Origin of the sequence: Variovorax atrisoli, from assembly GCF_014195185.1 — a bacterium.
GTDB lineage: Bacteria > Pseudomonadota > Gammaproteobacteria > Burkholderiales > Burkholderiaceae_C > Variovorax > Variovorax atrisoli.
In genome coordinates this window covers 1,048,225-1,060,651 of sequence record NZ_JACIBG010000001.1, presented here as the reverse complement: position 1 = coordinate 1,060,651, position 12,427 = coordinate 1,048,225, and the positions used below count along the sequence as shown (strand labels likewise).

At 67.8% G+C, this 12,427-nt stretch carries 10 protein-coding genes; 3 read left to right on the top strand and 7 right to left on the bottom strand.

All coding sequences use genetic code 11. From position 1 onward, the window contains the following. Positions 1-5 precede the first annotated feature (5 nt). The 5 genes from murI to proV form a co-directional block, all read right to left on the bottom strand. A complete protein-coding gene (murI, locus tag FHY06_RS05050; RefSeq protein WP_184603688.1) occupies positions 6-809 on the bottom strand; it encodes a glutamate racemase in 804 nt (267 codons plus the stop codon). A 1-nt stretch (position 810) separates the two neighbouring features. After that, a complete protein-coding gene (locus FHY06_RS05045) occupies positions 811-2,364 on the bottom strand; it encodes a fumarate hydratase (RefSeq protein WP_184603686.1) in 1,554 nt (517 codons plus the stop codon). A 91-nt stretch (positions 2,365-2,455) separates the two neighbouring features. Next, positions 2,456-3,478 carry a glycine betaine/L-proline ABC transporter substrate-binding protein ProX gene (proX, locus tag FHY06_RS05040; protein ID WP_184603684.1) on the bottom strand — a complete coding sequence of 341 codons (1,023 nt, stop codon included), beginning with the start codon at positions 3,476-3,478 and terminating at the stop codon, positions 2,456-2,458. Positions 3,479-3,495: 17 nt separating this feature from the next. Continuing rightward, positions 3,496-4,674, bottom strand: a complete 1,179-nt coding sequence (proW, locus tag FHY06_RS05035) for a glycine betaine/L-proline ABC transporter permease ProW (protein ID WP_184603681.1) — start codon at positions 4,672-4,674, stop codon at positions 3,496-3,498. A gap of 22 nt (positions 4,675-4,696) precedes the next feature. Beyond that, on the bottom strand, positions 4,697-5,962 hold the full coding sequence (proV, locus tag FHY06_RS05030; protein ID WP_184603679.1) for a glycine betaine/L-proline ABC transporter ATP-binding protein ProV: 1,266 nt from the start codon (positions 5,960-5,962) through the stop codon (positions 4,697-4,699). A 511-nt stretch (positions 5,963-6,473) separates the two neighbouring features. Here proV and fumC point away from each other — a divergent pair. After that, a complete protein-coding gene (gene fumC / locus FHY06_RS05025; protein ID WP_184603676.1) occupies positions 6,474-7,871 on the top strand; it encodes a class II fumarate hydratase in 1,398 nt (465 codons plus the stop codon). A gap of 60 nt (positions 7,872-7,931) precedes the next feature. Here the strand turns inward: fumC and FHY06_RS05020 are convergent, their stop codons facing one another. Beyond that, a complete protein-coding gene (locus FHY06_RS05020; RefSeq protein WP_184603673.1) occupies positions 7,932-8,549 on the bottom strand; it encodes an NAD(P)-dependent oxidoreductase in 618 nt (205 codons plus the stop codon). Positions 8,550-8,653: 104 nt separating this feature from the next. Here FHY06_RS05020 and FHY06_RS05015 point away from each other — a divergent pair, with 104 nt between their 5' ends. Further along, the gene (locus FHY06_RS05015) at positions 8,654-9,586 is read left to right on the top strand and encodes a LysR family transcriptional regulator (protein ID WP_019652341.1); all 933 of its coding nucleotides are present in this window, start codon (positions 8,654-8,656) and stop codon (positions 9,584-9,586) included. 6 nt (positions 9,587-9,592) lie between these two features. On the opposite strand, the gene FHY06_RS05010 is transcribed toward FHY06_RS05015, so the two are convergent. Continuing rightward, positions 9,593-10,228, bottom strand: coding sequence for a YqhA family protein (locus FHY06_RS05010; protein ID WP_126182026.1), 636 nt, complete (start codon positions 10,226-10,228; stop codon positions 9,593-9,595). A 163-nt stretch (positions 10,229-10,391) separates the two neighbouring features. Here FHY06_RS05010 and acs point away from each other — a divergent pair, with 163 nt between their 5' ends. Next, positions 10,392-12,392 (top strand): acetate--CoA ligase, encoded by a 2,001-nt coding sequence (gene acs / locus FHY06_RS05005; RefSeq protein ID WP_145758599.1) that lies wholly within the window; start codon positions 10,392-10,394, stop codon positions 12,390-12,392. Positions 12,393-12,427 lie beyond the last annotated feature (35 nt).

Sequence of the window (12,427 nt, the reverse complement as noted above, 5' to 3'; positions counted from 1 at the left end):
TCGGTTCAGGCCGTGGCGGCTGCGGAAAGCCCGAGCCACCTGGCAGCCGCGGCTTCGAGCACCGCGACGTCGCCGCTGCTCTGCAGCAGCAGGCTCCCGACGGCGCCGGTTGCTTCGGTGGCGTCGGCGAGCCGGCCCGCCGATGCGAGCAGGCGCCGCGTCTGCTGCGCAACCGGCACGCCGGTGTCGATGAAGCGCAGTGTGGCCGGCGCATGCTTGGCCAGCTCGTCCTTCACCAGCGGATAGTGGGTGCAGCCGAGCACCACCGTGTCGACTTCGTCGGGGCCGTCGCCGAAAGGGCCGGCTTCGGCCATGTAGCGCTCGGCCAGCGCCGCGATGCCGGCCGAGTCGAAGCCTTCGATGGCCTTCACCAACCCGTCGCAGGGCACGGGCCGCACGTCGGCCGATCCCGCGAAGGAGGCGCGCAGGGTTGCGTACTTCGCACTGGCCAGCGTGCCGCGCGTGGCGAGCACCGAGACGTGCCCGGTGCGGCTTGCCGCCACCGCGGGCTTGAGGCCGGGTTCCAGCCCGACGATCGGCAGGTCGGGATGGTCTGCCCGCAGCAGGTGGATGGCGGCGGTGGTGGCCGTGTTGCAGGCCACCACCAGCGCCTTGACCCCGTGCTCGCGCAGCAGGTGTTCGACCACCGCGCGCGAGCGTTCGATCACGTAGGCGTCTCCACGCTCGCCGTAGGGCGCATAGGCCGTGTCGGCGAAGTAGACGAAGTGCTCGTGCGGGAGTTCGGCCCTCAGCGCGGCCAGCACGCTGAGCCCGCCGACCCCGCTGTCGAAGACGCCTACCGGGCTCAACTCAGGCTTCTTCCATCATGATGGTCTTGTACTCGCCCGTGGCGATGCGCTTCTGCCACTCGGCCGGGCCGGTGATGTGCGCGCTGGTGCCGCCGGCGTCGACCGCCACCGTCACCGGCATGTCGACCACGTCGAATTCGTAGATGGCTTCCATGCCCAGGTCCTCGAAGCCCACCACCTTGGCGGTCTTGATGGCCTTGCTGACCAGGTAGGCGGCGCCGCCCACGGCCATGAGGTATGCGCTCTTGTGCTTCTTGATGGCCTCGATGGCGACCGGGCCGCGCTCGGCCTTGCCGATCATGGCGATCAGGCCGGTCTGCGCCAGCATCATCTCGGTGAAGCCGTCCATGCGGGTGGCGGTGGTGGGGCCGGCGGGGCCGACGGCCTCGTCGCCCACCGGGTCGACCGGGCCGACGTAGTAGATGACGCGGTTGGTGAAATCGACCGGCAGCTTCTCGCCCTTGGCCAGCATGCCCTGGATGCGCTTGTGCGCGGCGTCGCGGCCGGTGAGCATCTTGCCGTTGAGCAGCAGCGTTTCGCCCGGCTTCCAGCTCGCCACTTCGGCGGGCGTGAGCTTGTCGAGGTCGACGCGCTTGCTCTTCTTCTCGTCGGGGGCCCAGTTCACCTCGGGCCACAGGTCGAGAGAGGGCGCCTCGAGGTAGACCGGACCGCTGCCGTCCATCACGAAGTGCGCGTGGCGCGTGGCCGCGCAGTTGGGGATCATCGCCACGGGTTTGCTCGCCGCGTGCGTGGGGTACATCTGGATCTTGACGTCCAGCACGGTGGCCAGGCCGCCCAGGCCCTGTGCGCCGATGCCCAGGGCGTTGACCTTCTCGTACAGCTCGACGCGCAGCGCCTCGACCTTGCTCAGTTCTGCGCCGGAATTCTTCTTGGCCAGCAGCTCGTGCATGTCGAGGTCGTCCATCAGGCTTTCCTTGGCCATCAGCGCGGCCTTCTCGGCCGTGCCGCCGATGCCGATGCCCAGCATGCCCGGCGGGCACCAGCCGGCGCCCATGGTGGGCACGGTCTTGAGCACCCAGTCGACCACGCTGTCGCCGGGGTTGAGCATGACCAGCTTGCTCTTGTTCTCGCTGCCGCCGCCCTTGGCGGCCACGGTGACCTCCAGTTTGTCGCCCGGAACGATCTCCGTGAAGATCACTGCGGGCGTGTTGTCCTTGGTGTTCTTGCGGTCGAACTGCGGATCGGCCACGACCGAGGCGCGCAGCGTGTTGTCGGGGTGGTTGTAGCCGCGGCGCACGCCTTCGTTGATGGCGTCGTCCAGGCTGCCGGTGAAGCCGCCCCAGCGCACGTCCATGCCCACCTTGAGGAACACGTTGACGATGCCGGTGTCCTGGCAGATCGGGCGCTGGCCGGTCGCGCTCATCTTGCTGTTGGTCAGGATCTGCGCGATGGCGTCCTTGGCCGCCGGGCTCTGCTCGCGCTCGTAGGCGCGCGCCAGGTGGGCGATGTAGTCGGCGGGGTGGTAGTAGCTGATGTACTGCAGCGCGGCGCTGATCGATTCGATCAGGTCGGCCTGCTGGATCGTGGTCGTCATGGTGGGGGCTTTGTAGGAGTGTGGAAACGCCCCCCGATTATCTCAGCCGCGGCGCCTGCCCCGCCTGGCCCACCCGTGCCGCCCGTCCCGCCTACCTTGCCGCGGCACGGGCCTGCTCGACCCAGCCGTCGAACAGCTCCTGGTGCGCCCGGATCCATCCGTCGGCATGGCGCTCCACGTCCTGCTGCGTGTTGGCGCCCTGGCTCATGCGCAGGTTCTGGGCGTTGATGTCGCCGATCGGCAGCTTCATCACCTCGAAGAGCTTCGCCGCGGCGGGATTCTTCTCGATGAAGGCCCGGTTGGCGACGATCTGCTCGTCGTTGGCCTGGAATCCGTAGTTCCGGCCGTTGGGCAGCTGCGTGTCGACGTTGCCGCCGTCGCCTTGCGACGACGAGAAGGGCACCTGCAGCCACACCACGTCCTTGCCGGGGCGCAGCACGGCGCTGACCCAGTACGGCGTCCACGTGTAGTACAGCACCGGCTTGTCCTGCTTGAATCGCGCGATGGTGTCGGCCATCAGCGCGGCGTAGCTGCCTTGCCGGTGGCTGACGGTGTCGCGCAGCTGGTAGGCCGTCAGGTGGCTCTCGATGGCCAGTTCGCATCCCCAGCCCGGGTTGCAGCCCGTGAGGTCGGCCTTGCCGTCGCCGTCCGTGTCGAACAGCTTCGCGATGGCAGGGTCCTTCAGCTGCGCGATGTTGGTGATGCCGTACTGCTCGGCCGTCTTGCGGTCGATCAGGTAGCCCTGGACCGCGCCTGCGGAATACACGCCCTTGCGCCACAGCTTGGCGTCGCCGCCGCTGTTCTTGTAGAAGTCTGCGTGCAGCAGGCTCCAGTGGTTGGCCATGAAGGTGGCGTCGCCGTTGGCGATGGCCAGGTGCTCGGTGGCGGGCTCCAGGTCCTTCATGGGCTCGACCTTGTAGCCGAGCTTCTCCAGGCCGCGCATCACCAGCAGCGTCTGGAAGGCTTCTTCCGCAAGCGAGCTCTTCAGCGGCTGCACGGTGGCGCCCTTGCCGGGCAGGTCGTTGGAGGCCTGGGCGGCCGCGCCCGAGGCCACGAAGGCTAGGGCGAGCAGGCCGCGGGCGATGAGTCCGGTCTTGTTGCCGACGAAGTTCATGTGGCGGGTTCCTCCGTTCATCGCACCTGGGCGGAAAGGGCGGGCGCGGGCTCGGCGTCGGTACGCGACGGCGCCACGGCACGCTGCAGCAGGCGAAGCGCGAAACCCACCGGCCCGGTGTGCCACCAGCGGCGTCCGCCGCCGCGGCGCGACTTGCCCATGGCCTGCGTCAGGCGGTCCAGCGAGATCGCCAGCAGCACGATGCCCAGGCCGCCCACGGTGGCCAGGCCCATGTCGAGCCGGCCGATGCCGCGCAGCACCATCTGGCCGAGGCCGCCCACCGCGATCATCGAAGCGATGACCACCATCGACAGCGACAGCATCAGCGCCTGGTTGATGCCCGCCATGATCGACGGCATGGCCAGCGGCAGCTGCACCTTCACCAGCATCTGCCAGGGCGAGGCGCCGTAGGCGCGCGCGGCCTCGATCAGGTCGGGGCGCACCTGGCGCAGGCCGAGGTTGGTCAGGCGCACCAGCGGCGCCAGCGCGAAGACGATGGTCACGATCACGCCCGGCACGTTGCCGATGCCGAACAGCATCACCACCGGCACCAGGTACACGAAGGCCGGCGTCGTCTGCATCGCGTCGAGCACCGGGCGCATCACGCGCTGGGCCCGGTCGCTGCTGGCCAGCAGCACGCCCAGCGGCAGGCCGACGGCCATGCAGAACACCAGCGAGGTCAGCACCAGCGACAGCGTCACCATCGCCTCGGGCCAGATGCCCAGCATGGCCACCAGCAGCAGCGCCACCGTGGTGCCGATGGCCAGCGCGCGGCCAGCGAACTGCCAGGCCAGCAGGCCGATGAGCGCGATCATCGCCAGCGTGGGCAGGCCGGTGAGCAGGCCCTGGATCCAGTTCAGCGTGCCGTCGATGGGCAGGCGCACGGTCTGGAAGAAGGGGCGGAAGTGCTCGACCACCCAGCCCAGGCCGCTGTTGATCCAGGATTCGACGGGCAGCGAGCCGTCCCACAGGCGGTGCAGCTGCAGGCCGCCGGCGGCATCCGCGTGGTCGGCGAGCTGATGGGCGCCATCGAGCGGCGCGGGGGCGTCGAGCCAGGCGCTGGTCGCGGAGGTGTCGGGCGCTGCCGACAGGGCTTCCCACGGGTCGACAGGCATCGGCGCAGGCGAGGGCGTCGCGAGCGCGGTCGATGCGTCGTTCAGCGGTGCGAGTTCGGAAGACAGTGCGGTGTCGTTCATCTGATGTGTCCTTCGAGTTCGTTCAGGCCGCGTTGGCGGCGTCGGCGGTGGCGGCCACGGGTTGCTGCGGCTGGTGCGCCGGGTCGATGGGCGGCGTGTCGCGGTCCAGGAACTTCAGCAGCGTCGTCTTGCTGATCGCGCCGCAGAAGCGGCCGTCGGCAGCCACCACCGGCATCGCGCACGGCGCCTGGGCCACCTGGCCGAAGAGTCCCGCCACGGGGGCATCGGCGTCGATCGTGCCGAGGTCGTTCAGGAACGCGTGGCGCAGCCCCAGCGGCCCCGAATGGCCGTCGAGCGCGGCGCGCAGGGTGTCGGCCGACACGGTTCCCAGGTAGCGCTTGTTGGGGCTGGTCACGTAGGCGAAGTCGCGGTCCTGGTCCTCCAGTTGCTTGAGCGCCGCACGCGCGCCGCGCTCCGGGTGTTCGCTGACCACGGTGAGTTGCTTGCGCGCGATGTCGCCCGCCTTGAACACCGCCGCCGCGTCCACGCCGCGCACGAAGCTGCGCACGTAGTCGTTGGCGGGGCTGCGCAGGATCTCGTCGGGCGTGCCGACCTGGATCACCTGGCCGTCCTTCATGATCGCGATCCGGTCGCCGATGCGCATCGCCTCGTCGAGGTCGTGCGAGATGAAGACGATCGTGCGGCGCTGCTCCTGCTGCAGGCGCAGCAGCTCCGACTGCATCTCGGTGCGGATGATCGGATCGAGCGCCGAGAAGGCCTCGTCCATCAGCAGGATCGATGGGTCGGATGCCAGCGCGCGCGCCAGGCCCACGCGCTGCTGCATGCCGCCCGAGAGCTCGTCGGGATAGCTGTCGCCCCAGCCCGCCAGGCCCACCTGCGCGAGTGCCTTGTCGGCCTGCGCGAGGCGCTCCTTCTTGCCGGTGCCCGAGAGCTCGAGGCCGAAGGCGGTGTTCTCGCGCACCGTCATATGCGGCATCAGCGCGAACGACTGGAACACCATGCTGATGTCCTTGCGGCGCAGCGCGCGCAGCTTGATGTCGGAATGTTCGTTGATGTCCGCGCCGTCGATCACGATGCGGCCCGCGGTCGGCTCGATCAGCCGGTTCAGCAGGCGCACCAGCGTCGACTTGCCCGAGCCCGAGAGGCCCATGATGACGAAGATTTCTCCGGCCTGGATCTCGAAGGTGGCGTCGAACACGCCGATCGACTGGCCGGTGCGCGCCAGGATCTCCTTCTTCGAAAGTCCTTGCCGGACCAGCTCCAGGGCTTGTTCGGGCTCGTCGCCGAACACCTTGAAGACATGGTCGATGAGAATTCCTTTGGCCATAAGTCGGGGCTCTCCTTGGTTGAAGGTTGACTGAGAGTTCGCCGTCCCGAAGGAACGGCGCAGCCACGCCCCGGCCCGTCAGAAGAAGGGGCGGCCGACAGGCACTGAAGACGACAGGGCGACGAAGCCAGTGCCCGCCGGATGCTTCATTCGCAGCGCGACGGGCCTGGTCGAGGGGCGCCGGCTGGAAGAGCGTGACGTGGCAATGGAGCCGGAAAAATCCGGCCGATTTGCCGGGCAGGGCCCGGCGGGAGCACCTTGCACCGCGACGGGATTCGGAGATCCGCGAGTAGTGCAGGCTTGACCAGCGGCGTCATCATCATGACTTGCTGGTCGTCAGAGGACGTTGATTATAACTTTTCGACATGATGCGGTCAAGGCGAGCCGCTGGCCGGCGGTGTCGGCGGCGGCGCAATGCCCTCGTCAGATGAGAGCTACTCTCATCGGGGCGATACTCCGGGTCGCGCCGGCAAGCGGCGCGACCTTTCACGATCCTGCGGAGCTTTTTCTCATGACGACTTCCCCCAAGACCCGTGCCGAGCGCGACACCTTCGGACCGATCGACGTTCCGGCCGACAAGCTGTGGGGCGCGCAGACACAGCGCTCGCTGCAGAACTTCGACATCTCCGGCGAGCAGCAGCCGCGCGAGATCATCAAGGCGCTGGCCCAGGTCAAGCGCGCCTCCGCCGTGGTCAACCATGCGCTGGGCCTGCAGGACGAGAAGAAGACCCAGGCCATCGTGGCCGCGGCCGACGAAGTCATCGCCGGCAAGCACCCGGGCGAGTTCCCGCTGGTGGTCTGGCAGACCGGCTCTGGCACGCAGACCAACATGAACGTCAACGAGGTGCTGGCCAACCGCGCCAGCGAAATCCTCGGCGGCGAGCGCGGCGAAGGGCGCCTCGTTCATCCCAACGACGACGTGAACCGCAGCCAGTCGAGCAACGACGTGTTCCCGACGGCGATGCACGTGGCCGCCGTCGAGGCCATCACCCACAAGCTGCTGCCGGCCATCGGCAAGCTGCGCGCCACGCTGGAGCAGAAGTCGAATGACTTCGCCGACATCGTGAAGATCGGCCGCACCCACCTGCAGGACGCCACGCCCCTCACGCTGGGCCAGGAGTTCTCGGGCTATGTCGCCCAGCTCGCCCATGGCGAGGCACATGTGCGCGCCGCGCTGCCGCACCTGTGCGAACTGGCGCTGGGCGGCACGGCCGTCGGCACCGGCCTCAACGCGCCCAAGGGCTATGCGGAACAGGTGGCAGCGGAGCTGGCGAAGCTCACCGGCCTGCCTTTCGTGACCGCACCGAACAAGTTCGAGGCCATGGCCAGCGTCGATGCGCTGGTGCACGCCCACGGCGCGCTGAAGACGCTGGCTGCCAGCATGAACAAGATCGCCAACGACGTGCGCTGGCTCGCCAGCGGCCCGCGCAGCGGCATCGGCGAACTGAGCATTCCCGAGAACGAGCCTGGTTCGTCGATCATGCCGGGCAAGGTCAACCCGACGCAGAGCGAAGCCGTGACGATGCTGGCCGCGCAGGTGTTCGGCAACGACGTCGCCATCAACATCGGCGGCGCCTCGGGCAACTTCGAACTGAACGTGTTCCGTCCGATGGTGGCGCACAACTTCCTGCAGAGCGTGCGCCTCCTGGCAGACGGCATGGTGAGCTTCAACGACCACTGCGCCGTGGGCATCGAGCCCAACCGCGAGCGCATCACCGAGCTGGTGCAGCGCTCGCTGATGCTCGTGACGGCGCTCAATACGCACATCGGCTACGACAAGGCCGCCTTCATCGCCAAGAAGGCGCACAAGGAAGGCACCAGCCTGCGCGAGGCGGCGATCGCTTCGGGCCACCTGACGGCCGAGCAGTTCGACCAGTGGGTGGTGCCGGAGAACATGACCGGGCGTTGATCCGGCCAGCGCAAGCAAACAAGGACCCGCGAGGGTCCTTTTTTTGTTGTTGCCTGCGGCTCAGTAGCCGATGGTGTAGCGCTGGCGGGAATGCGCCGGCTTTTCCAGTTCGTCGATGAACGCGATCGCGTAGTCCGCGAAGCTGATCCAGCTGCGGCCTTCGGCGCTCACGAGCAGGTCGTCCTTGCCCAGGCGGAACTTGCCGGTGCGCTCGCCTTCGACGAATTCGGCCGAGGGCGAGAGGAGGGTCCAGTCCAGGTCCTTCTCGTTGCGCAGCGTGTCGAGGAACACGCCGCCGGCAGAGGCTTCGGCGCGGTACGCGTCGGGGAAGTTGGGCGTGTCGATCACCTTCAGGCCGGGCGCCGCCAACAGGCTGCCCGCGCCTCCGACGACCAGCAGGCGCTTCACGCCGGCACGCTTCGTCGGCTCGATGATGGCCGCGGGCGGCACGGTGGCGAAGTGCGCTGCGCTGAACACTGCGTCGTGGCCGGCAAGTGCCTTCTCGAGCGCTGCGCCGTCGAGCACGTCGAGGTCGACGGCCTTCACGTTGGCACGGCCCGCCAGCTTGGCGCTGGCCTTGCGGGCGATGGCGGTGACGGTGTGGCCGCGGCGCAGGGCCTCCTCGAGAAGCTGGCTGCCGGCACGTCCGGTGGCGCCGATGATGGCGATGTGGCTCATGGTGACTCCTGTGAAAGATCGGATGGGATGAGCCGCATCTTAGGTTTCTGCTTTCGAAAGAAATACCTCGATTTACGCGCTTGTTTATTCCTAGAATCGTTCGAATGGACCGATTGAACGCAATGCGCGTGTTCGTTACCGTGGTCGATTCAGGCAGCCTTTCGGCCGCGGCCGACAAGCTCGACATGTCCCGCCCGGTCGTCACGCGCTATGTCGCCGAGCTGGAGCAATGGACCGGCGCGCGCCTGCTGCACCGCACGACGCGCCGCCTGAGCCTCACTGCGGCGGGCGAGGAACTGCTGCCGCGATGCCGGCAGGTGCTGGAGCTCACCGGCGACATGCAGGCGGCGGTGCGCCATCCGGCGGAGGCGCCGCGGGGGCAGCTTCGGATCACCACCGGCACTTCCTTCGCGCAGGCCCAGCTTGCTGATGCGATCGCGGACTACGTGCGGCTCCATCCGGCCGTGATGGTCGACCTGGTTCTGCTGGATCGCACCGTGAACCTGGTCGATGAGCGCATCGACCTTGCGATCCGCACCGCGGCCGAGATCGACCCCAACCTCATCGCACGCCGTCTCACGACCTGCCGTTCGGTGGTCTGCGCCTCACCGGCCTATCTGGCCCGGCATGGGCACCCGCAGCGCGTGGACGAACTGGCGCAGCGCAACTGCCTCACGCATTCGTATTTCGGCCGCAGCCTCTGGAACTTCACGCGAAAGAGCGACGGCGAGCCGGTGTCGGTGGCAGTCGACGGGAACGTGTCGGCGAACGACGCGGTCAGCCTGATGTCGCTGGCGCGCGCCGGCGCGGGCATCGCGATGCTGCCGACCTACCTGACTGCGCAGCGGGTACATGACGGGGAGCTGGTGCCGCTCTTCCCCGATTTCGAGCCGCAGGTGGTGGGCATGTATGCGGTGTACGCCTCGCGCAAGCACATGCCGGCCACGCTGCGCACGATGCTCGACTTCCTTGCCGAGCGCTTCTCCGACCCGCCCGCCTGGGACGTTGCATCGCAGGCAGGCCAGGGTCGGGGCTAGGGGAGATCAGTGTGGGTCGGCGGGCGGATGGGCGGGCGCCATCAGCCGGTCGGTGTAGGCGATGGCCATCGCCGAGAACAGGAACGCGATGTGGATCACGGTCTGCGCGATCAGCACGCGGTCGGTGTAGTTGTCTGCGTTGATGAAGGTCTTCAGCAGGTGGATGGAGCTGATGCCGATGATGGCGGTGGCCAGCTTCACCTTGAGCACCGAGGCGTTCACGTGGCTCAGCCACTCGGGCTGGTCGCGGTGGCCTTCGAGGTCCATGCGGCTCACGAAGGTCTCGTAGCCGCCCACGATCACCATGATGAGCAGGTTGGAAATCATCACCACGTCGATCAGCGCGAGCACCACGAGCATGATGACCGTCTCGTTCAGCGTGCCCACGGGAGCCGTGGTCTTGTAGCCGATGCTGGTGATCAGCGCCTGCAGCGCCTCCTTGGAGCCGAAGGCGGCCTCCACCAGATGCAGCAGCTCGACCAGGAAGTGCACCACGTACACAGCCTGCGCCACGATCAGGCCCAGGTACAGCGGCAGCTGCAGCCAGCGGCTCGCGAAGATCAGCTTGGGCAGGGGGCGAAGCGGCGAACCACGGCGTGGTACGGGCGGGTTCCGGGTGTCGAAAGGGTCGGGAGCAGACATCTGCAGTGCGGTTGTGGAGGACCGGGAATTCTAGGGGTGTCCCGGTGACGCACTCGTGATAACCCCGAGAGGGCCATCGAACAGGCTCTAACATGGCACCCGTCAGTGACCCGTAAGTGGGTCCGCCGACATTACGGCCGCACCCATCCTGGAGACAAAGAGCATGAGCAGCAGCGCATCGAAGAACATTGAATCCGTCCTGGTCGAGAACCGCGTCTTCCCGCCGGACGCCCGCGCCACGCAGGGCGCGCGCATTTCCGGCATGGCCGCCTACGAGGCCCTGTGCAAGGAGGCCGAGCAGGATTTCGAGGGTTTCTGGACCCGCCTGGCCAAGGACAACCTGAACTGGACCAAGCCCTTCACGAAGACGCTCGACGAATCGAATGCGCCGTTCTACCAGTGGTTCGGCGACGGCGAACTCAACGCCAGTGCCAACTGCCTCGACAGGCACATCGGCACCCCGGTCGAGAACAAGACGGCCATCGTCTTCGAGGCCGACGACGGCGCCGTCACCAAGGTCACCTACAAGGAACTGCTCGCGCGCGTGAGCCAGTTCGCCAACGCGCTGAAGGCACGCGGCATCAAGAAGGGCGACCGCGTCATCGTCTACATGCCCATGACCATCGAGGGCGTCGTCGCCATGCAGGCCTGTGCGCGCATCGGCGCCACCCACAGCGTGGTGTTCGGTGGCTTCTCTGCCAAGGCGCTGCAGGAGCGCATCATCGACGCGGGCGCGGTGGCCGTCATCACCGCCAACTACCAGCTGCGCGGCGGCAAGGAACTGCCGCTGAAGGCCATCGTGGACGACGGCATCGCGCTGGGCGGCTGCGAGTCGATCAAGACCGTGCTGGTTTACGAGCGCACGCCCACCGCGTGGAACCGCGTCGAGGGGCGCGACATCACCTTCACCGAGGCGCTGAAGGGGCAGGGCACCGAATGCGCGCCCGTTGCTGTCAACGCCGAGCATCCGCTCTTCATCCTCTATACGTCGGGCTCCACCGGCAAGCCCAAGGGCGTGCAACACTCCACCGGCGGCTACCTGCTGTGGGCGAAGCTCACGATGGACTGGACCTTCGACATCCGCCCCGAGGACGTGTTCTGGTGCACCGCCGACATCGGCTGGATCACCGGCCACACCTACGTCGCCTACGGCCCGCTCGCCGCCGGCGCGACGCAGGTGGTGTTCGAGGGCATCCCGACCTTCCCGCACGCGGGCCGCTTCTGGCAGATGATCGAGAAGCACAAGGTCAGCGTCTTCTACACGGCGCCCACCGCGATCCGCTCGCTCATCAAGGCGGCCGACGGCGACGAGAAGGTGCATCCGAAGAACTGGGACCTCACCAGCCTGCGCATCCTCGGTTCGGTCGGCGAGCCGATCAATCCCGAGGCCTGGATGTGGTACCACCGCAATGTGGGCGGCGAGCGCTGCCCCATCGTCGACACCTTCTGGCAGACCGAGACCGGCGGCCACGTCATCACGCCGCTGCCGGGCGCCACGCCGCTGGTGCCGGGCTCGTGCACGCTGCCGCTGCCGGGCATCATGGCCGCCATCGTCGACGAGACGGGCAAGGACCTGCCCAACGGCGCGGGCGGCATGCTGGTCATCAAGCGGCCCTGGCCCTCGATGATCCGTACGATCTGGAACGACCCCGAGCGCTTCAAGAAGAGCTACTTCCCCGAGGAGATGGGCGGCACGATCTACCTCGCCGGCGACGGCGCGGTGCGCAGCGCCGACCGCGGCTACTTCCGCATCACCGGCCGCATCGACGATGTGCTGAACGTGTCGGGCCACCGCCTGGGCACGATGGAGATCGAATCGGCGCTGGTCGCCAAGACCGACCTGGTGGCCGAGGCCGCGGTGGTGGGCCGCCCCGACGACGTGACCGGCGAGGCCGTGTGCGCCTTCGTCGTGCTCAAGCGCGCCCGCCCGACCGGCGAGGAAGCCAAGCAGATCGCCAACGAACTGCGCAACTGGGTCGCCAAGGAAATCGGCCCGATCGCCAAGCCCAAGGACATCCGCTTCGGCGACAACCTGCCCAAGACCCGCAGCGGCAAGATCATGCGCCGCCTTCTGCGCAGCATCGCCAAGGGCGAGGCGATCACGCAGGACACCTCCACGCTGGAGAACCCTGCGATCCTGGAGCAGTTGTCGCAGACGAACTGATCCGGGATCCGGCCGCAGGCTGGTGCGTGCGAAGC

Bases quoted from the DNA above. Each gene is read 5' to 3' on its own strand.
- FHY06_RS05045 (WP_184603686.1), bottom strand. From the start codon at position 2,364: ATGACGACCACGATCCAGCAGGCCGACCTGATCGAATCGATCAGCGCC.
- proX (WP_184603684.1), bottom strand. From the start codon at position 3,478: ATGAACTTCGTCGGCAACAAGACCGGACTCATCGCCCGCGGCCTGCTC.
- proW (WP_184603681.1), bottom strand. From the start codon at position 4,674: ATGAACGACACCGCACTGTCTTCCGAACTCGCACCGCTGAACGACGCA.
- proV (WP_184603679.1), bottom strand. From the start codon at position 5,962: ATGGCCAAAGGAATTCTCATCGACCATGTCTTCAAGGTGTTCGGCGAC.
- fumC (WP_184603676.1), top strand. From the start codon at position 6,474: ATGACGACTTCCCCCAAGACCCGTGCCGAGCGCGACACCTTCGGACCG.
- FHY06_RS05020 (WP_184603673.1), bottom strand. From the start codon at position 8,549: ATGAGCCACATCGCCATCATCGGCGCCACCGGACGTGCCGGCAGCCAG.
- FHY06_RS05015 (WP_019652341.1), top strand. From the start codon at position 8,654: ATGGACCGATTGAACGCAATGCGCGTGTTCGTTACCGTGGTCGATTCA.
- FHY06_RS05010 (WP_126182026.1), bottom strand. From the start codon at position 10,228: ATGTCTGCTCCCGACCCTTTCGACACCCGGAACCCGCCCGTACCACGC.
- acs (WP_145758599.1), top strand. From the start codon at position 10,392: ATGAGCAGCAGCGCATCGAAGAACATTGAATCCGTCCTGGTCGAGAAC.